Origin of the sequence: Streptomyces prunicolor NBRC 13075, assembly GCF_000367365.1 — a bacterium.
GTDB lineage: Bacteria > Actinomycetota > Actinomycetes > Streptomycetales > Streptomycetaceae > Streptomyces > Streptomyces prunicolor.
On sequence record NZ_BARF01000088.1, the window covers coordinates 1 to 19,024 of the forward strand.

Here is a 19,024-nt window from a genome sequence, read left to right on the forward strand (position 1 = left end):
TCCCCTGCTCCCCAAGGAGAATCACCCATGCCCGTATCGTCCCGTAATCTTCCCGGCCGGCGTCCGCTCCTCACACTTCTCGCCCTGTCCGGCCTCGTCCTCCCGGTCGCCGCCTGCGGCAGCGGCTCGGACTCCGCCAAGACGTCCGACGCCAATCCCTACGGCCTGATCGAGGCCGGCACCATCAGATCCGCGACCCAGACCGGCCAGCCACCCTTCGCCTACGCCAAGGACTCCGGTCAACCCACCGGATTCATCGTCGACTTGACCGACGAGGCGGCCAAACGTCTTGGCCTCGAGGTCGATTACAAGTCGACGTCGATCACCGGATCGCTGGCCGGTCTGACCGCCGGGCAGTTCGACCTGGCCTCGTCCGGGGTCGGGGTCACCGCGGAGCGGGCGAAGAGCGTCGACTTCACCAAGCCGCTGTTCTGGAGCACCGTGACCGCCCTGACGACCTCGAAGAGCACGATCTCCACCTTCGCCGGCTTCAACGGCGAACGGGTCGGCGTGGTGACCGGTTCCTGCCGCGGGTTGTCACGCTCGGTGCGGACGGCCGCCTGGACCAGGCGCCGGTGCCGGAGCTGACCGCGTTGCGGAGGGAGTGCGAGGAGGTGGCGCCGGGCGCGCTGACCGAGCCGTACACCCGACTCGGCGCCGTACGCGGGGACCAGCTGGACATCGAGACCACCCTGCGCCTCGCCCCCGGATCGACCGCCCGGCTCGTGGTCCGCGAGACACCGGACGGCGCGGAGCGCACCGTCGTGGAGGTGAGCCGGACGCACGACGGAGGCGGCACTCTCCTGCTGCACCGTGAGACGAGCAGCCTCGATCCGACGGTCGACATCGAACCCCGGTACGGCGAGCTCCCGTTGGGCGAGGACGGCCGGGTGGATCTGCGCGTCCTCGTCGACCACTCCGCGCTGGAGATCTTCGCCAACGGGCGTGCTCTGACCGCCCGCGTCTACCCCACCCGCCCGGACGAGGCGATGGGCGTCGGTATCGGTGCCGACGGCGACGTGGCCCTGGAGCGGTTCGCCGCCTGGCAGCTGGCGTCGGCCTGCACCGACGGACCCCGGCCGCTGTGGCCGTGACGGCCTCATGTACTGCCACGGCCCGGTTCCCCGGCGCATGAATCGGCAGCTACCAGGCGAAAAGACCTGATGAGAGTCCGCATCGTAAACAGGTTGTACCGCACTACGCGTATAGTTTCGCTGTGAGCAACTACAGTCCAGATACTGAAACGACAGGTTCGCAGTCCGGCGGAGTGCAGTCCGTGGACCGTGCCATCAGCGTGCTGGAGATCCTGGCCCAGCGTGGCGAGGCCGGTGTCAGTGAGGTGGCCGGCGAGATCGAGGTTCACAAGTCGACCGCGTTCCGGCTGCTCGGCGCCCTGGAGGCGCGCGGACTGGTGGAGCAGGCGGGCGAACGCGGCAAGTACCGGCTCGGGTTCGGGATCGTGCGGCTGGCCGGCGCGGTCACCGGGCGCATCGACATCACCCAGCAGGGCCGCCCGGTCTGCGAGCGCCTCGCCGAGGAGATCGGCGAGACCGTCAACATCGCCGTCATGCAGGAGCAGTACGCGATCAACCTGTACGAGGTCCGCGGCCCCGGCGCCGTCACCGCGCACAACTGGGTGGGAGAACTCACCCCGTTGCACGCCACCTCCAGCGGCAAGGCCCTGCTGGCCCACCTGCCCGCCAAGGAGCGCGCCACGCTGCTGGCGGAGGCCGGCCTGAAGAAGGTGACCCCGCACACCATCACCTCGAAGTCGAAGCTGGAGAAGAACCTCGCCGAGGCACGGGAGCGCGGATACACCTGGACGCTGGAGGAGTTGGAGGTCGGGCTGCACGCCATGGCCGCGCCGGTGCGCGACCGGGACGGCGAGGTCATCGCGGCGGTGAGCGCCTCGGGACCGGCGTACCGGTTCACCGAGGAGCGTCTGCACGAACTCGCCCCGGTGCTGGTCAAGGGCGCCGAGGAGATCAGCCACCGCATGGGTTACCTGGGCTGACCCCTCCCCTTGGCTCACCCCTGGCTGATCCCCAGGCGCTCGTTGACCCAGTCGTGGAACGTTCCAATGTGGTGCTCGCTCGGTACCAGCACCCCGCCCTTGGCGTACATCCGGGAGCTCATCCCGGGCTGCGTGCGCTCGCACGCCTCGAAGTCCTGGCGGTTGACCCGGTCGAAGAGTTCCACGGACCGGCTGACGTCCTTGCCGCTCTCGACGACGTGCGGGAGGTAGAGCCAGTCGCACTCGACGATCGTGCGGTCGACGGCCACCGGGTACATCCGGTGGAAGATCACATGGTCGGGGACGAGGTTGATGAACACCTGCGGCTTGATGGTGATCGCGTAGTAGCGGCGGTCCTGGTCCTCGCTCACCCCGGGGATGCGGTCGAGGCCCTCCGAGCCGTCGACGGTGAATCCCTGCACCTCCTCGCCGAACTCGGCGCCGTGGCCGACGTAGTACTGGGCGGCGTAGCCGTCGGCGAACTCCGGTAGCACCTCGGTGAGTTCGGGGTGGATCGTGGCGCAGTGGTAGCACTCCATGAAGTTCTCGATGATGAGCTTCCAGTTGGCCTTGACGTCGTAGACGATGCGTCTGCCCACCGAGAGGTGGTCGATGTCGTAGTGCTCCAGCAGCTCGACGTCGCCGAGCCGGGTGACGACCTCGCTGATGACGTCCTCGTCGAACGACGGCGGGTTCTCCGCCAGGTTGACCCACACATAGCCGAGCCATTCGCGGACGGCGACGCTCACCAGGCCGAACTCGGTGCGGCCGACGTCGGGCATCTTGGTGAGGTTGGGCGCCGCGACGAGTTTGCCGTTCAGGTCGTACGTCCAGGCGTGGTACGGGCATTGGAAGGCCCGTTTCACCTCGCCGGTCTCCTCCGTGCAGAGCTTGGCGCCGCGGTGCCGGCAGACGTTGAAGTAGGCGCGTATCGAGTTGTCGCGGGCGCGGGTGATCAGGATGCTCTCGCGGCCCACGTCGACGGTCCGGAAGGCGCCGGGCTTGGCCAGCTCGGAGGAGCGCACGGCGCAGAACCACATCGTCTCGAAGATGCGTTCCTGTTCCTGGGCGAAGAGGTCCGGGTCCGTGTAGGAGGAGCCGGGCAGGGTGGCGATCAGGCTGTCCGGCAGGCTGGTCGAGGTCACAGTGCGCTCCTCCGAGAACGTCGTGGGTCGGTCATTCACGCGCCGGGCAGAGCGACTCCGGACGGTGTGGTCGGACGGTGTTGTACGTATCAACTCGCCGTAGCGGCAAGCTGTTTGCGCCACCGCATGAACAGCCGCGGCTGGTTCATCGCGAGCACGGCGACCGGCTGCCCGGCACACCGGTAGACGGCGAGGAAACTGCGGTCGCCCGGGGCGCCCTCCTCGACGGTCACACTGTCGGCACCGGCCGCGTGACCGGCGAACTGGATCTTCACGCCGTACTGGTCCGACCAGAAGTACGGCGGTCTCGGCGCCCCCGCCTCCACCGCACCCCACGACAACAGCGCGGCCACGGCCGCATCGGGCCGCTCCCGCGCCCCGGTCCAGTGCTCGACCCGCCGGTGCGAACCCGCCTGCGGGTCATACCAGTTGGCACAGTCCCCTACGGCGACCACGCCGGCGAGGCTGGTGCGGCCGTCGGCACCGCACTTGACGCCGTTGTCGAGCTCGACCCCCGAACCCTCCAGCCACTCGACGCACGGCCGCGCGCCGACACCGACAACGACCATGTCGGCGGGGACAGTTCGCCCGTCCTCCAGCAGCACGGCGTCGACGCGGGCCTCCCCGCTCAGGCCTTTCACCCCGACACCGCACAACAGCCGTACGCCGTGGGCCTCGTGGAGGGCGGAGACGACACCGCCCATGGTCTCGCCGAGCGGTCCCGCGAGGGGGGTCGGCGCGGCCTCGATCACCGTCACATCGAGTCCGAGGGCGTACGCCGTGGAGGCGACCTCGGCGCCGATGAAGCCGCCGCCGATCACCACCAGCCGCCCGCCCAGGGCGAGTTCGTCGCGCAGGGCGCGGGCGTCGTCCAGGGTGCGCAGGGTGTGCACCCCGGCCAGTCCGTCCGTGCCGGGCAGGTTCCGCGCCGCCGCGCCGGTCGCGACGACCACGCCGTCGGCCCGCACCTCCCGCCCGTCGTCGAGGAGCAACACCCGCTCCACGCCGTCGACTTGGAGCCCGACGGCACGGGCACCGAGCAGCCACTCCGCGCGCAGGTCCTCGTCATCCATCTCCAGCAGGAGATCGTCTTCACTGACGGTCCCGGCGAGGAACTCCTTGGACAACGGCGGCCTGTCGTACGGGCGATGGGGTTCGTCGCCGATGACGACGAGTCGTCCGTCGTAGCCCTGTTTCCGCAGTGAGCGCGCCGCCGACAGCCCGGCCAGCGAGGCGCCCACCACGGCCACGGTCCTCACGCGGGGCCCGAGGCGAGCCGGGCCGCGACACAGGGCGGCAGGTTCGGGGCGTCCGTGGACGGCACGACGTAGATCATGCCGTCCTGAACGAGCACCTCGTGCGTACGCACCGGGCGCTTGGCCGGCGGGGCGTCCACGGCACCGGTCCGCAGGTCGAACTTCGAAGCGTGCAGCGGGCATTCCACCTCGCAGCCCTCCAGCCAGCCGTCCGCGAGCGAGGCGTCCTGGTGGGTGCACGTGTCGTCGATGGCGAAGACCTCGCCGTCGTCGGTGTGGAACACCGAAACCGGCGGATCGATGTCGAGCCGGTAGGCCTCGCCTCGCGGCAGATCCACGAGAAGGCACGCGGGAATCATCATGACACCTCGGTGCGTATAGCGAAACGGATTGCGGTAAGCGCAACGTCAGTTTGAGGGCGGCCCCAAACCGTTGTCAAGGTATTCAGGGGCCGGGCGAAGCCCTTACCCAGTGTTGCTTTTCACGCAACATCGCGCGCCATCAGCAACACCGTGCAGGGCTCAGAACCCGCGGTCGATCCACTCCTGAAGATGCGGAGCCTCGGCGCCGACGGTCGTCGTATCCCCATGTCCGGTGTATACGACGGTGTCCCCCGGCAGACCGAGCAGCCGGTCCCGGATCGAGTCGACGATGGTCGGGAAGTGGGAGTACGACCGCCCCGTGGCCCCCGGCCCGCCCGCGAAGAGCGTGTCGCCGCTGAAGAGGGCGTTCAGCGCGGGCGCGTACAGGCAGACGGCGCCGGGTGCGTGCCCGGGCGTGTGCAGCACGGTCAGCTCGACCCCCGCGACCACCACGATCTGCCCGTCGGCCAGTTCACCGCCGGGCGCCCGGTCCGGGTGGGTCTGTTTCCACAGCGGCAGGTCGTCCGGGTGCAGCCAGATCGTGGCGCCGGTGCGGTCGGCGAGTTCGGGCGCCGCGTCGATGTGGTCGTTGTGGGCGTGGGTACAGATGACGGCGACGAGTCGGCGGTCGCCGACCGCCTCCGCGATGGCGTCGGCGTCGTGGGCGGCGTCGATGACGACGACCTCGTGGTCGTCACCGATGATCCAGACGTTGTTGTCGACGTCCCAGGTGCCGCCGTCGAGCGTGAACTGCCCTGCGGTGACGAGGTGTTCGATACGCGCGGCCATCAGAACACCACCACCGAACGCAGCACATCGCCGCCGTGCATCCGCTCGAAGGCCTTCTCTACATCCTCCAGCGCGATGGTCTCCGTGACGAAGGCGTCCAGATCCAGCCGCCCCTGGAGATACAGGTCGATCAGCATGGGGAAGTCGCGGGAGGGCAGGCAGTCGCCGTACCAGGACGACTTGAGCGAGCCGCCGCGACCGAACACGTCCAGGAGCGGGAGTTCGAGCTTCATCTCGGGGGTGGGAACGCCGACGAGAACGACCGTCCCGGCGAGATCACGGCCGTAGAACGCCTGCTTGTACGTCTCAGGGCGGCCGACCGCCTCGATGACGACGTCGGCGCCGAAGCCGCCGGTCAGTTCACGGATGGCCTCGACGGCGTCGGACTCCTTGGAGTTCACGGTGTGCGTGGCGCCCAGCGAGCGGGCCTTCTCCAACTTCCGGTCATCAATGTCTACGGCGATGATCCGCGCCGCGCCCGCGAGCCGGGCCCCGGCGATCGCCGCGTCGCCGACCCCGCCACAGCCGATGACGGCGACGCTGTCACCGCGCCCGACGTTGCCCGTATTGATGGCCGCGCCGATGCCGGCCATCACGCCACAGCCCAGCAACCCGGCGGCGGCAGCCGACGCGGCCCGGTCCACCTTGGTGCACTGGCCCGCCGCGACCAGGGTCTTCTCGGCGAAGGCGCCGATGCCGAGCGCGGGTGAGAGTTCCGTGCCGTCGAGCAGGGTCATCTTCTGCTTGGCGTTGTGGGTGTTGAAGCAGTACTGCGGCCGTCCGCGCCGACAGGCCCGGCAATTCCCGCACACGGCACGCCAGTTGAGGATCACGAAGTCGCCGGGGGCGACATCGGTGACGCCCTCCCCCACCGACTCCACGACGCCCGCGGCCTCGTGCCCGAGCAGGAACGGGAAGTCGTCGTTGATACCGCCCTCGCGATAGTGCAGATCGGTGTGGCAGACCCCGCACGCCTCGACCTTCACCAGCGCCTCGCCCGGGCCGGGGTCGGGGACGACGATCGTCTCCAGGCTGACGGGGGCACCCTTGCCTCGCGCGACGACAGCACGGACCTGATGCGTCATGGCCACTCCTCCGCTGGTGAGAGAGCTGAGCGGAACGTCACTCGGAACGTCACTCGGAACATCGCTCAGAACGTTGCTCATTGCGGCACGCTTCGCGCATGCCGCAACACAGCATCACGGAGGGTCGTACGGGGGTCAAGGATTCGGAGAGGCGGGCACCGCTGACATCACCGGCCGCCGAGCCCCCGCAGAAAGGTGTCGACGACCATGTCGGCCGCCTGGGCATCGGTGAGTTCGGGTAGTTGCTGCGAGGCCAGGTGCATGAGCTGCGGCAGCAGTGAACTCGCCCATGCGGCCGGAACGTCGGCACGCAGGAGGCCCTCGCCGGTGGAACGTTCCAGGAACGCATCAACCTCCCGGATCAAGGCGTCACGCCGATCGCGGATCGTTTCGTCGGCCTTCATCCGGGCGAGTTCCACGGGCCACTTGCGATTGACGCCGATGATCCCCTCGACGTACCGGTGCAGGGCGACGGCGACGGGCGCCTCGCGCAGCCTGGCGTCCTCGACGGCCCGCTCGATGGCCTCGACGCGGGCCTCATAGATGGCCGCCAGCAGTTCCTCGCGGGAGGCGAACCGCCGGTAGACGGTGCGCCGGTCGACTCCCGCCTCGGCGGCGATGGCGGCGATGCTCGCGCCCGGATCGGCGGCGAGCATGCGCGCCCCGGTCGTCAGGACGGCTTCGAGGTTGCGTACGGCGTCGGCTCTCACGCAGCGAAGTATAGCCCGCTACCACCACACACCTGGGGCACTGTCAAAGGTAAGTGCTACATTGAAGTGACAGTTACTGGAATCAGTCACCCTTGGCCTCCCCGGGAGAGAGCACATGATCACCTACGACCGACTCTTCATCGCGGGTTCGTGGACCGTTCCGAGCAGCCCCGAGCTGCTCGACATCCGGTCACCGCACGACCGCACGGTGATCGGCCGCGCCGCGCAGGCCCGCCCCGCCGACATCGACCGGGCCGTGGCCGCAGCCCGCGCCGCCTTCGACGAGGGGCCCTGGCCGCGCACCGCACCCGCGGAACGCATCGCCGTCATCCGCCGACTCAACGCCCTGCGCGAGGCCGACGCCGAGAAGATCGCGGCGCTGATCTCGGCGGAGAACGGTTCGGCCGGCTGGTTCACGCTGGCCGGGCAACCGGGACTCGGGCGGCAGGCGGGCGCCTACCTCAAGGCGGCCGAGGAGCTGGGCTGGGAAGAGACCCTGACCCCGTCCGACCCCGACTCCCCCACCCGGAGCGTGCTGCGCCGCGAACCCATCGGTGTCGTGGCCGCCGTCATCCCGTGGAACTCCCCGTTCTCCGCGGCCCTGGCCAAGGTCATCCCAGCATTGCTGGCCGGGAACACGGTCGTCCTCAAGGTGTCCCCCGAGAACTCGCTCAGCATGGACTTCCTCGCCGAACTCCTGGAACGGTCCAACCTGCCGGAGGGCGTGATCAGCGTCCTGCCCGCCGATCGCGAGACCAGCGAGTACCTGGTGTCGCACCCCGACGTGGACAAGATCGCGTTCACCGGCTCGACCGGGGCCGGCCGCAGGATCGCGTCCATCGCGGGCGAGCAGCTGAAGCGGGTCAGCTTGGAGCTGGGCGGCAAGTCGGCCGCCGTCATCCTGGCCGACGCCGACGTCCAACAGGCCGTACAGGGACTGAAGTTCGCCTCACTGCTCAACAACGGCGAGGCGTGCATCGCGCAGACCCGCGTCCTCGCGCCGCGCAGCCGGTACGAGGAAGTCGTGTCCGCCTTGAAGAACCTCGTCGAGTCGCTCAAGGTCGGCGACCCGAACGACCCCGACACCTTCATCGGCCCGATGGTCCGCCCCGACCAGCAGCAGCGCGTGCGCGACTACATCGAACTCGGCATCAAGGAAGGCGCCCGCCTCGTCACCGGCGGCCCTCAGATCCCGCCCGGCCTCGAAGGCGGCAACTACGTCACCCCGACCGTCTTCGCCGACGTGGACAACTCGATGCGGATCGCCCAGGAGGAGATCTTTGGACCGGTCCTCGTCGTCATCCCCTACGACGACGAGGACGACGCCGTACGGATCGCCAACGACTCGGAGTACGGCCTCTCCGGCGGGGTCTGGTCCGCCGACCAGGCCCGTGCGCTCGCCGTCGCCCGCCGCCTGCGCACCGGAACCGTCACCGTGAACGGCGCGCCCATCGCCTTCGACGGCCCCTTCGGCGGCTACAAGGCCAGCGGAATCGGCCGCGAGTACGGGGCAGTTGGGCTCGCGCAGTATGTGGAGTACAAGACCGTCACCCTGTGACTCGGGGTCGGACTGCGACCCGGCTTCGGCTTCGGCTTCGGCTTCGGCTTCGGCTTCGGCTTCGGCTTCGGCTTCGGCTTCGGCTTCGGCTTCGGCTTCGGCTTCGGCGACATCGTTGCCGTTGCAGCCGCTGCTACGAGGGCGGGACGTCCGCCTCCTGTGCGGCTGCCGTGTCGAGGTCCCGCCATGCTTCCTCGGTCAGATCGGTGACGGCCCAACTGGCGGCCGACACAACCTCCTCAGGGGTGCGGAAACCCGCGACCACGCAGGCCACGCCGGGGTCGCGCAGCGGGAACCGCAGGGCGGCATGCGGGAGTTCGGTGCCGTGTCGACCTGCCACCTCGGCGAGAAGCCGAGCACGACGCAGTGCCGAATCCGACGCGGGGCCGTAGTCGAAGGTGGCGTCAGCCGAGGGGTAAGGACGGCTGAGCAGACCGGAGTTGAACGGAGCGGCGGCCACCACCGCAACCCCGCGTTCGGCACACGCGTCCAGCAAGGGGCGAGCGGTGCGGTCGAGGAGGGTCCACCGCCCGGCCACCATCACGGCGTCGACGTCCGCCTCCGCGACGACGCGCAGCAGCGGGGCGACCGTGTTCGCGCCGACGCCGACGGCACCGATGACACCTTGGTCGCGCAGCGCGATCAGCGTGGGCAGGGCCTGGCCGAGGGCAGCGTCCAAGTGGTCGTCGGGATCGTGGACGTAGACGATGTCCACATGGTCCAACCGCAGGCGTTTCAGGCTGCCTTCGAGACTTCGCAGGACACCGTCCCGTGAGTAGTCGGGGCGGCGGATCAGTGTGTCGGGTACGGCGAAGCCTCCTGCCGTCAGGTCGGATCCGGTGGGTGCCGGGTGTGGTTCCAGCAGTCGGCCGACCTTGGTGGAGAGGGTGAACTCCGTTCGTGGGCGGTGGGCGAGGGCGTCGCCGAGCCGCCGTTCGGACAGGCCGAGGCCGTAGTGCGGGGCGGTGTCGTAGTAGCGCACCCCCATGTCCCAGGCGGCATCGAGGGTGGCCTGTGCCTGGCGGTCGTCGATCGGGCCGTAGAGGTTGCCGATGGGGGCGGCGCCGAATCCCAGCGTGCTGACCTGGACGCTCGTGCGGCCGAGTGGGTCTGCTCTCACGAGATTCCCGCTTCCACGGCCCTCGCCGCACAGAGAAGGATCTGCTTCATCCAGCAGGCAGGACCCTAAGGATGGGATTCATTTCGCGCAACACCCCAGCAGGCATGCGTAGTTCATTGGTTTTTGTCAGCATCTTCGCAGGGCTGCATACCGAGATCTGTCCGATCTCTTCCCAACTCACAGCGGCAGTGCCATATTGGCCGCGGAAAATGAACCTGATTCATTCGTGACGCAAGAGGGGTTCGCCTTGGGTGACTCAACACCGGCCTACCGTCCGGGGTACGAGCTGGTCGCGGAGCAGCTGCTGGAGTACATCGCCCAGCAGAACCTGCGGCCCGGCGACCGCCTCCCCACCGAACAGGGCCTGGCCGAGATCCTGGGAGCATCCCGCAACGTGACCCGGGAGGCCGTGAAGGTGCTGGCCGCCATCGGCCGGCTCCAAGTGCGGCGCGGCGCCGGCATCTTCGTCGCCGCCTCGGTCGGCGGGCTGTTGGACGACGAGCTCTCGCACTTCCGGCCGACCGGCATGGAAGACGTCCGGATGCTCCTGGACTACCGCAAGGTGATCGAGTCGGAGACAGCTCGCCGTGCCGCCTCCCACGCGACCCCGATCGAGGTGCGGGCCATCCGGGAGAGCGCGGAGAGTTCCTTGACGGCGGCCACGATGAACGACGTGGACACCTTCGCCAAGGCGGACGCGGCCTTCCACGATTCGGTGGGGGCCGCCTCGCACAACGTGTTCCTCAGGGCGAGCGTCGCCGGTGTGCGGCGCCTGGCGTCCCAGTCCGACGTGCTGCTCTTCCACGGTGACGTGCCCGGATCGCTGGAAGTCGCCGCGCATCAGCACGTGGCCATAGCGGAGGCGGTCGCCGCGGGGGCGGCCGATCTCGCCGAACGGCTCATGGTGGAACACATCGGCACCACGCAGAGCCAGTTCGAGCGGAAGATCCGCGACCGGCTGTTCAGTACCGACGCTCAAGAGGCCCCCGAGGGACCTCCGGGGCGCTCTCAATAGATGGCAGCACCGGGGCTCCACCACCGTCCGCGGAGGCGGCAGCCCCGTAACCCGGCCGGCCTCGCATGTGCCGCAGCACGGCGATCGGGCCGCCCGACGCCCTGAAGTTCCGGTGGACGACCGGGACTTGCAGGTATCAACCTCCCTCAGGCGATTGGATACGTGTGTCTCATCCGTCTGCGCGCAGGGGCGCCCTCGTGCCGCTGCGAAGAAGTTTCACGGCCGCCTGCTCGGTGGCCGTTGTGGCCGCCCTGCTGAATGCCGGCCCGGCCCAGGCGGCTCCCCGGTCGCCGGACCTGAATGTCTATGTCTCCCCGACCGGTCGGGACGTGGGATCGGGAACCGCCGCCCAGCCCTTCAAGACCCTCGACCACGCGCGGGACTACGTGCGCGACGTCAAGCAGAAGGCCAAGGGCGACATCCATGTCCGGCTCCTGTCCGGCACCTACCAGCTCAGCCGTACGTTCGCCCTGACCGCCCGGGACTCCGGCCGCGACGGACACCGGATCTTCTACGAGGCCGCCCCCGGCGCGCACCCCGTGATCAGCGGGGGCAAGCAGGTCACCGGCTGGACCCCGGCCGACTCGGCAGGGAAGGTCTACAAGGCCAAGGTGGGTGACTTCGACACCCGACAGCTGTATGTGGACGGTGAGTTGGAGACCCGGGCGCGGAGCGGCAAGAACCCCGCCGGGTTCAGCCAGACCGCCACCGGCTACGCCTTCACCGACTCCGCCCTCAACACCTACAAGCGTCCCTCGGACCTGGAGGTCGTCAACTCCTGGGGCTGGAAGCTGATGCGCTGCCCCGTGCAGTCGATCGCCGACTACAAGATGACGATGCAGCAGCCCTGTTGGCACAACGCGCATCTCCAGCAGGGCCAGGAGATCCAGAACCCGACCTGGCTGGAGAACGCCCGCGAACTGTTGGACACGCCCGGTGAGTGGTACCTGGACAAGGGTGCGGGCGAGATCTACTACATGCCCAAGGCCGGCCAGAACCTGTCCACCGCGAACGTCACCGTGCCGCTGGTGCAGGACCTGGTGGACATCGACGGCACCAGGACCGCCCCGGTGAGCAACGTGTCCTTCGAGGGCATCACCTTCTCCAACTCCACCTGGCTCGCGCCCAGTTCCTCCGAGGGCCTCATCGAGGGCCAGGCCGGTTTCCGGATGGTCGGCAACGACCCCACCTTCGACGCGACCCGCCTGAAGTGGCAGAAGACGCCCGGCGCCGTCAACGTCGACTACGGCCACGGCATCGGCTTCGAGGGCAACACCTTCACCCAACTCGGCGCGGTCGGGCTGAACTTGAACACCGGCACCCAGGGCACCGACATCACGGGCAACGTCTTCCGCCAGATCGCCGCCACCGGCATCCAGATAGGCGGGGTCGAGGTGATCGACGCCCACCCCGACGACCCCCGGGACATCACCAAGGACACCAGGGTCGCCAACAACGTGGTCACCAAGGTCGCCGACCAGTACAACGGCTCCATCGGCATCCTGGCCGGCTACACCGACCACACCACGATCACCCACAACAAGGTCTACGACCTCCCCTACACCGGCATCTCCGTCGGCTGGGGCTGGGGCCTCACCGACCAGGGCGGCGACACCAACTACCCGGGAAACCTGGGCGTACCGATCTGGGACACCCCCACGACCAGCCGCGACACCCAGGTCACGGACAACGAGATCTACGACATCATGAAGTCACAGGCCGACGGCGGTGCCATCTACACGCTGAGCACCAACCCCGGCGGTCTGGTGTCCGGCAACTACATCCACGGCACACCACCGCCCGCCTACGGCGCGATCTACCACGACGAAGGCAGCCGGTACTGGACGAACACCGGCAACGCCCTGTGCGACATCGCCTACCAGTGGCTGTTCCTCAACCACGGCATGGACATCGACGCCACGGGCAACTTCACCACCCAGCCCGCCTACTCCACCCAGGCCAACAGCACGGGCAGCACCATCACCGGCAACACCACCGTGGACTCCTGCGCCCAACTGCCCGCTTCCATCGTCAACAACGCGGGCCTGCAACCGAGTTACCGCCATCTCGACCCGAACCCCGCCGACCCCGACCACCAGGCGCCCAGCAGCCCCGGCACGCCGAGCGCGGCCACCGACTTCCCGACGATCGCGGACCTCACCTGGCCCGCGTCCACCGACGACACGGCCGTCACCGGCTACTCCGTCTACCGCGACGGCAAGCTGGTCAGCGCCACCGGCACGACCTCGGTACGCCTCCCGGGCCTGACCGCCGGGAAGTCCTACACCTTCCAGATCACCGCCCGCGACGCCGCCGGCAACGAGTCCGCTCCCAGCCCGACCCTGCGCGTCACCATGCCCTCGGGCACGGACCTCGCCCTCAAGAAGCCGATCACCGCCTCGTCGTACTCGGAGGCCAACACCCCCGAAAAGGCGGTCGACGGAGACCTCTCCACCCGCTGGGCCCAGGGCCTCGGCCTGCCCGACCCGTCCTGGATCCAGGTCGATCTCGGTGCGTCGTACGACGTGAACGGCGCGATCACGACGTTCGAGAAGGCGAGCGGCTACAAGTACCGCATCGAGGTCTCCCCCGACGAGGTCCACTGGAAGACCCTCGCGGACCGCACCGCCACGAACACCACGGCGGCGACCGACTACACCCACACGAACACCCCGGTCACGGGCCGCTTCGTACGACTGACCGTCACCGGCTCCAGCTGGAACGGCGGCAGCATCTACGACTTCCAGGTCTACGGCACCCCGAGGACCGCCACGGACCACACGGCCCCAACTGCCCCCGGACAGCCCACAGTCAAGCCGCTGCTGCCCACTCTGGTCGACGTCAGCTGGCCCGCGGCCACCGATGACACTGGCGTCACCAGCTACGTCGTCTACCAGGACGGCAAGCGGATCGCTGTCACCGACGCCACGCCCCTGCGGGTCTCCGGCCTCACCGCCGACACGTCGTACTCCTTCACCGTCGTGGCACGCGACGAGGCGCTCAACGCCTCCGACCCCAGCGAGGCGGCAGTCGTCACGACACCGGCCGACCACGACCTGGCCCTGAACAAGCCGGTCACCGCCTCGTCGTCGTACTCCAACGACTACGCGCCCGAGAAGGCGGTGGACGGGAGTCTCTCCACCCGTTGGGCGCAGGGCGCGGGCCTGCCCGACCCGTCCTGGATCCAGGTCGACCTGGGCAAGGACACCAGCGTCTCCAGCGTGGTGACCACCTTCGAGTTGTCCGGCGGTTACAGGTACCGCCTGGAGTACTCCACCGACGGCACCGCCTGGTCCGTGTTCGAGGACCACACCGCCGACGCCACCTCGTCGTCGGCCGTCTACTCCTTCGCCGACACCCCCGTCACCGCACGCTTCCTGCGCCTGACCGTCACCGGTTCCAGCGGGAACGGCGGCAGCATCTACGCGCTCCAGGCGTACGGCGGCTTCTGAGCACTCCGCGCCCGAGTACTGCGCGGCCGAGTACTGCGCGGCCGAGTACTGCGCGGCCGAGTACTCCGCTTCGTACTGCGCTGCCGAGTACTCCGCTGCCGAGCCGAAACCTTTCTCCCTACAGAAGACGAAAGCCAGGATGAAGATCACCCATGTCGAAGTGCACCGGATCGATGTTCCGGCAGCCAGTCCGCCCTTCCGCTGGCGCGACGGGCTGAGCGGCAGCGCTCCGGTGGGCGACGGCGCGGTCCTGCACATCGGGACGGACGAGGGTGCCGAGGGCGTGGCGGTGTTCGCCCGCCCCGGCGCCCACTCCACCCTGCGGGACCTGGTGGACCGGGTCTTCCGTGCGGAACTGCTCGGAGCCGACCCGTTCCAGCGGGAGTGGCTGTGGCACCGGGTGTGGGAGCTGGACCGTATCCACGAACTCCCGCTCCCCACCCTGGGGTTGATCGACATCGCCCTGTGGGACCTGGCCGGCCGCTACCACGGCGAACCGGTCTGGCGGCTGCTCGGCGGATTCCGGGACGCCATCCCCGCCTACGCCTCCACCTCGACGTTCGCGAGCATCGCGGAGTTCCTCGACGTGACGGACCAGTGCCTGGAGTTGGGCTACCGAGGCATCAAGCTGCACGCCTGGGGCGACGCCCGCCGTGACGCCGAGCTGTGTCTGGCGCTGCGTGACCACGTCGGTCCCAACATCCCCCTGATGTACGACGGTTCAGCGGGCTTCGACCTGCCCGACGCGATCCGGCTGGGGCGGGCGCTCTCCGAGGCCGACTATCTCTGGTACGAGGAGCCGATGCGGGAGTTCAGCATCTCGGCCTATCAGCGGCTCGCCGAAACCGTCGACGTACCGCTGCTGGTGGCCGAGACGTCCGACGGCGCGCACATGAACGCGGCGGACTTCATCCGGGCGGGTGCCGCCACGTTCGGTGTCCGGACCGGCACCACCCTCCGGGGCGGCATCACCGGCGCCATGCGCACCGCGCATCTCGCCGACGCCCACCGGTTGCGGGCCGAGGTGCACGGTTCGGACATTCCCAACCACCACCTGTGCATGGCCATTTCCAACACCACCTACTACGAGTCCCTGGTGACCTCGGTGAACGTCGTCCGTGAGCGCCATGTGGACGACCAGGGCCTGGTGCACGCGCCCACGGGGCCCGGCATCGCCCTCCCCCTCGATTTCGGCTACGGCAGCCAACTCCTGCCGTTCGTCGAGCAACCGCGCTAAGCGGCGCGAGAACAGAAAGGCAAGGCAAGACGATGGAGTCTTCCCGATCTCGGAGAACCGGCCGGCGTCACTCGCCGCTCCGCGCGGCGGCAATCGCGCTGTCCCTGGCCACCGCGGCCGCCCTCGCGGGCTGCGCCAGCGCCGACACCACCACCCCTTCCTCCTCCAAGCAGTCGGCGTTCAAGCCGGTTGCGCAGAAGGCGAGTTCACAGATCACGGTGTGGGCCGACTCGACCCGGCTGCCGTCGGTGCAGGCGTACCAGAAGGCGCACCCGGACGTGAAGATGAAGGTCGTCACGTACGACGGCGGGGCCGACGGATCGACGTATCTGCAGTCGAAGGTGCAGCTGTTCGACCGGACCGGCAGCGGCTGGCCGGACGTGGTGTTCGGCACGCCGACGGACGCGACCTGGGCGTCGGAGGCCACCAAGCCCGGCGCGCAGCCGTTCGCCGCGCCCCTGGACGAGAAGCTCGTCCCGCAGAGCACCCTGGACGGCTTCGCCAAGGGCTCCCTGACGCCCTGTCAATTCAACGGCCACACCTACTGCATGCGCAACGACATCGCGCAGGTCGTCCTCTGGTACAACAAGTCCCTTATGGACAAGTGGGGTTACCAGGTCCCCACCACATGGGAGGACTACGAGGCCCTCGGCACCAAGGTCGCCAAGGAGCACCCCGGCTACCTCGTCGGCTCGGTCGGCGACACCAACTCCCATGAGTCGTACTTCTGGTCGGGCCAGTGCCCGGCGTTCAACCTGACGAAGCCGGACACCCTGCGCACCGACCTCCAGGACCCGAAGTGCACCCGGATGGCGAAGCTGCTGGACAACCTGATCAGCGCCAAGGCCATCGCCACGCAGGGCTTCTTCAGCCAGGGCTTCGCCAAGAACAGCGGCAGCAAGGTGCTGATGGCGTACGGCCCTTCCTGGTACGGCCAGTACCTCTTCAAGGCCGGTTTCAAGACTCCGGCCAAGCAGATCGCCGCGGCGACGCCGCTGACCTGGAAGGGCGAGAGCACGGCCGCCACGGGCAACGTCGGCGGCGGTGTGTGGATGGTGTCCTCGCACAGCGCCAACCTCAAGGCGTCCTCGGACCTGGTGACTTGGCTGACCACCTCCGACGCGAACCAGGCCACCGCGCCCACCTACCCGGCCTACGCCCAGGCCGCGAAGGCCTGGCTGGCCAACCCGGCCAACAAGGACTACTTCGCCAATGACGTGAGCGGGCCGTTCGAGCAGGCCGCGAACGAGGTGTGGACCGGCTGGTCGAACACCAGGTTCTCGGACTCCACCGCCTGGTCCAGCGTCGTCCTCCCGGCCCTGACCGCCGGAAAGAGCCTCACCGAGACGCTGCCGGCCTGGCAGCAGGAGATCGCCAACGAGGCCAAGAGCCAGGGCTACAAGGTGGTCGATCAGTGACCTTGCTGGAGACCGAGCGCGTCGCCGTCTCCCCCGTGCGCCGCGGCACCACGCCGCGGCGCACGGGCGGCGGTCGCGCGGGCTACTTCTTCGTCGCGGGCTACGCGCTGCTGCTGCTCGCGTTCGGCGTGTTCCCCACCGGGTACGCGTTCTACCTGTCGCTCACCAACGACCGGGGCCAGTTCACCGGGCTCAACCAGTTCACGAAGGTCATCCAGGACTACCGCTTCGCCCCGGCCTTCACCCACATGCTGATCTATCTGGTCATGTGGCTGGTGACGCTCGTCGTCCTGGTCGTGCTGACGGCCGTAGTCCTGCGCAGCCGTGTGCGTCCGGGCACCTCGGCGCTCTTCCGCTTCCTTTACTACATCCCCGGCGCCCTCGCCGGAGTGGCGAGCGTGCTGGTCTGGCTGTTCATGCTGGATCCCGACGTCAGCCCGGTGTCCTGGCTGCTCACGGCCCTGGGGTTCAAGGCGTTCGCCGCCGTCCTGGCGCCCGGCAACCTGCCGTTGATCCTCATGCTGATCGCCTTCTGGACCGGTGCAGGAGGCTGGATGGTCGTGATGTACGGGGCGTTGAACAACATCCCCGACGAGGTGCTGGAAGCGGCCCGCGTGGACGGCGCGGGACCGTGGCGCACCGCCTGGCACGTCCAGATCCCGATGATCCGGCAGTGGATCGTCTACATGGCGATCATGGCCTTCGCGACGGGCACCCAGTTGTTCGTGGAGCCCCAACTCCTCCAGACCGCCAGCCTCGGCAGGGTGAGCCCCACCTGGTCGCCGAACCAACTGGCCTACGTCTACGCCTTCCAGCAGGGCGACTTCAACGGCGCCGCGGCCATCTCCGTCGTCCTCCTCGCCGTAGGACTCCTCGCCGCAGGTCTCCTGGTCGCTCGCTCGAACCTGTTCAAGTTGGACGAGAAATGACACAGACGACTCCCTTCCTGACGGCCGTGAGGCGACGCGCCCGCCCGTCAAGGAGCCTTCCCTTCCTGGTTGTCGGCCTCCTCCTGGCCTTTCTCCTGGTGTTCTTCGTGCTGCCGGTGATCTGGCTGCTGCTGGCACCGTCGAAGACCGCCGGCGAAGTGGTGCGGGACAACCCGCTCTCCTTCGGCTCGTTCCATCAAATAGGCACCGCCTGGCGGCACTTGTTCGCCTTCCAGGACGGCGCCATGACGAGGTGGCTGCTCAACTCGGCCATCTACTCGGGCGGTTCACTCGTCCTGACACTGGCCGTCAGTGTTCCGGCGGGCTACGCGCTGGCGCTGACGAAGTTCCGGGGCCGCAAGACGCTCCTCGTGATCACCCTGGTCACCATGATCATGCCGCAGGCCACCCTGGTGCTGCCGATCTTCCTGGAACTCAACCGCTTCCATCTCATCGGCACCATCTGGTCGGTGATACTCCCCTTCTCCTTCTATCCGTTCGGCGTGTACCTGGTCTACATCTACTTCGGGAGCAGCCTCCCCAAGGACCTGCTGTCGGCCGCGCGCATCGACGGCTGCACGGAGTGGCAGCTCTTCGCGCGCATCGCGCTCCCGCTCGCCAAGCCGGTGGTCGGACTGGTCGCGTTCTTCAGCTTCGTGGGCAACTGGAACAACTTCTTCCTGCCCTACCTCGTCCTGCCGAACAGCGAGCAGTTCCCCGTCCAGGTGGGCCTGAACCAACTCCTCACCTCGACACCGTCGTTCAACCCCGTCGCCGGCGCCGGACTGAACGTCACCATCCCCGAACTCGCCCTGGCCATCATCGTCGCCATCCTTCCGGTGCTGGTGCTCTTCGTCTTCTCGCAGCGCACTCTCGTGTCCGGGATGCTCGCCGGATCGAGCAAGGAATGAGCGCCGCCCTCCTGTCATAGAGG

At 68.5% G+C, this 19,024-nt stretch carries 17 protein-coding genes; 10 read left to right on the forward strand and 7 right to left on the reverse strand.

The features are described 5' to 3' along the window. Nucleotides 1–27 precede the first annotated feature (27 nt). The 3 genes from SPR02S_RS57245 (at nucleotide 28) to SPR02S_RS37120 (ending at nucleotide 2,014) form a co-directional block, all read left to right on the forward strand. The gene (locus SPR02S_RS57245) at nucleotides 28–588 is read left to right on the forward strand and encodes a transporter substrate-binding domain-containing protein (RefSeq protein ID WP_019062083.1); all 561 of its coding nucleotides are present in this window, start codon (nucleotides 28–30) and stop codon (nucleotides 586–588) included. Beyond that, nucleotides 576–1,094 (forward strand): GH32 C-terminal domain-containing protein, encoded by a 519-nt coding sequence (locus SPR02S_RS37115; RefSeq protein WP_019062084.1) that lies wholly within the window; start codon nucleotides 576–578, stop codon nucleotides 1,092–1,094. The genes SPR02S_RS57245 and SPR02S_RS37115 overlap by 13 nt, the downstream gene beginning before the upstream one ends. Before the next feature lie 173 nt (nucleotides 1,095–1,267). Then, nucleotides 1,268–2,014 (forward strand): IclR family transcriptional regulator, encoded by a 747-nt coding sequence (locus SPR02S_RS37120; RefSeq protein WP_019062085.1) that lies wholly within the window; start codon nucleotides 1,268–1,270, stop codon nucleotides 2,012–2,014. A gap of 14 nt (nucleotides 2,015–2,028) precedes the next feature. On the opposite strand, the gene SPR02S_RS37125 is transcribed toward SPR02S_RS37120, so the two are convergent. From SPR02S_RS37125 to SPR02S_RS37150, 6 genes are all read right to left on the reverse strand, one after another. Next, entirely contained in the window at nucleotides 2,029–3,159 is a 1,131-nt protein-coding gene (locus SPR02S_RS37125; RefSeq protein WP_019062086.1) for an aromatic ring-hydroxylating oxygenase subunit alpha, read from the reverse strand. Between the two features lie 89 nt (nucleotides 3,160–3,248). Then, the gene (locus SPR02S_RS37130; protein WP_026151200.1) at nucleotides 3,249–4,418 is read right to left on the reverse strand and encodes an NAD(P)/FAD-dependent oxidoreductase; all 1,170 of its coding nucleotides are present in this window, start codon (nucleotides 4,416–4,418) and stop codon (nucleotides 3,249–3,251) included. Beyond that, nucleotides 4,415–4,777, reverse strand: coding sequence for a bifunctional 3-phenylpropionate/cinnamic acid dioxygenase ferredoxin subunit (locus SPR02S_RS37135; RefSeq protein ID WP_019062088.1), 363 nt, complete (start codon nucleotides 4,775–4,777; stop codon nucleotides 4,415–4,417). Before SPR02S_RS37135 ends, SPR02S_RS37130 begins: the two co-directional genes overlap by 4 nt. A 159-nt stretch (nucleotides 4,778–4,936) precedes the next feature. Beyond that, entirely contained in the window at nucleotides 4,937–5,566 is a 630-nt protein-coding gene (locus SPR02S_RS37140) for an MBL fold metallo-hydrolase (protein ID WP_019062089.1), read from the reverse strand. Continuing rightward, nucleotides 5,566–6,651 carry an S-(hydroxymethyl)mycothiol dehydrogenase gene (locus SPR02S_RS37145; RefSeq protein WP_019062090.1) on the reverse strand — a complete coding sequence of 362 codons (1,086 nt, stop codon included), beginning with the start codon at nucleotides 6,649–6,651 and terminating at the stop codon, nucleotides 5,566–5,568. The genes SPR02S_RS37140 and SPR02S_RS37145 overlap by 1 nt, the downstream gene beginning before the upstream one ends. A gap of 167 nt (nucleotides 6,652–6,818) precedes the next feature. Further along, on the reverse strand, nucleotides 6,819–7,307 hold the full coding sequence (locus tag SPR02S_RS37150; protein ID WP_043258760.1) for a TetR/AcrR family transcriptional regulator: 489 nt from the start codon (nucleotides 7,305–7,307) through the stop codon (nucleotides 6,819–6,821). Between the two features lie 169 nt (nucleotides 7,308–7,476). Here SPR02S_RS37150 and SPR02S_RS37155 point away from each other — a divergent pair, with 169 nt between their 5' ends. After that, nucleotides 7,477–8,919 carry an aldehyde dehydrogenase gene (locus SPR02S_RS37155; RefSeq protein ID WP_019062092.1) on the forward strand — a complete coding sequence of 481 codons (1,443 nt, stop codon included), beginning with the start codon at nucleotides 7,477–7,479 and terminating at the stop codon, nucleotides 8,917–8,919. A 133-nt stretch (nucleotides 8,920–9,052) separates the two neighbouring features. On the opposite strand, the gene SPR02S_RS37160 is transcribed toward SPR02S_RS37155, so the two are convergent. After that, nucleotides 9,053–10,039 carry an aldo/keto reductase gene (locus SPR02S_RS37160; protein ID WP_019062093.1) on the reverse strand — a complete coding sequence of 329 codons (987 nt, stop codon included), beginning with the start codon at nucleotides 10,037–10,039 and terminating at the stop codon, nucleotides 9,053–9,055. A gap of 247 nt (nucleotides 10,040–10,286) precedes the next feature. On the opposite strand from SPR02S_RS37160, the gene SPR02S_RS37165 reads away from it, so the two are divergent. From SPR02S_RS37165 to SPR02S_RS37190, 6 genes are all read left to right on the forward strand, one after another. Further along, nucleotides 10,287–11,054: a FadR/GntR family transcriptional regulator gene (locus SPR02S_RS37165; RefSeq protein WP_043258761.1), complete on the forward strand. Its 768-nt coding sequence runs from the start codon at nucleotides 10,287–10,289 to the stop codon at nucleotides 11,052–11,054. A 197-nt stretch (nucleotides 11,055–11,251) separates the two neighbouring features. Continuing rightward, nucleotides 11,252–14,506 carry a discoidin domain-containing protein gene (locus tag SPR02S_RS37170; RefSeq protein ID WP_245607680.1) on the forward strand — a complete coding sequence of 1,085 codons (3,255 nt, stop codon included), beginning with the start codon at nucleotides 11,252–11,254 and terminating at the stop codon, nucleotides 14,504–14,506. 139 nt (nucleotides 14,507–14,645) lie between these two features. Further along, entirely contained in the window at nucleotides 14,646–15,743 is a 1,098-nt protein-coding gene (locus SPR02S_RS37175; protein WP_019062096.1) for an enolase C-terminal domain-like protein, read from the forward strand. Nucleotides 15,744–15,775: 32 nt separating this feature from the next. Continuing rightward, the gene (locus tag SPR02S_RS37180; RefSeq protein ID WP_026151201.1) at nucleotides 15,776–17,161 is read left to right on the forward strand and encodes an ABC transporter substrate-binding protein; all 1,386 of its coding nucleotides are present in this window, start codon (nucleotides 15,776–15,778) and stop codon (nucleotides 17,159–17,161) included. Further along, on the forward strand, nucleotides 17,158–18,090 hold the full coding sequence (locus SPR02S_RS37185) for a carbohydrate ABC transporter permease (RefSeq protein ID WP_019062099.1): 933 nt from the start codon (nucleotides 17,158–17,160) through the stop codon (nucleotides 18,088–18,090). Before SPR02S_RS37180 ends, SPR02S_RS37185 begins: the two co-directional genes overlap by 4 nt. Next, complete coding sequence (locus tag SPR02S_RS37190; protein WP_019062100.1) at nucleotides 18,087–19,001, forward strand: carbohydrate ABC transporter permease; 915 nt, start codon at nucleotides 18,087–18,089, stop codon at nucleotides 18,999–19,001. The genes SPR02S_RS37185 and SPR02S_RS37190 overlap by 4 nt, the downstream gene beginning before the upstream one ends. Nucleotides 19,002–19,024 lie beyond the last annotated feature (23 nt).

Coding starts and splice junctions, on each gene's coding strand:
- SPR02S_RS37140 (WP_019062089.1), bottom strand. CDS start 5,566: ATGGCCGCGCGTATCGAACACCTCGTCACCGCAGGGCAGTTCACGCTC.
- SPR02S_RS37135 (WP_019062088.1), bottom strand. CDS start 4,777: ATGATGATTCCCGCGTGCCTTCTCGTGGATCTGCCGCGAGGCGAGGCC.
- SPR02S_RS37175 (WP_019062096.1), top strand. CDS start 14,646: ATGAAGATCACCCATGTCGAAGTGCACCGGATCGATGTTCCGGCAGCC.
- SPR02S_RS37190 (WP_019062100.1), top strand. CDS start 18,087: ATGACACAGACGACTCCCTTCCTGACGGCCGTGAGGCGACGCGCCCGC.
- SPR02S_RS37150 (WP_043258760.1), bottom strand. CDS start 7,307: ATGCTCGCCGCCGATCCGGGCGCGAGCATCGCCGCCATCGCCGCCGAG.
- SPR02S_RS37155 (WP_019062092.1), top strand. CDS start 7,477: ATGATCACCTACGACCGACTCTTCATCGCGGGTTCGTGGACCGTTCCG.
- SPR02S_RS57245 (WP_019062083.1), top strand. CDS start 28: ATGCCCGTATCGTCCCGTAATCTTCCCGGCCGGCGTCCGCTCCTCACA.
- SPR02S_RS37180 (WP_026151201.1), top strand. CDS start 15,776: ATGGAGTCTTCCCGATCTCGGAGAACCGGCCGGCGTCACTCGCCGCTC.
- SPR02S_RS37145 (WP_019062090.1), bottom strand. CDS start 6,651: ATGACGCATCAGGTCCGTGCTGTCGTCGCGCGAGGCAAGGGTGCCCCC.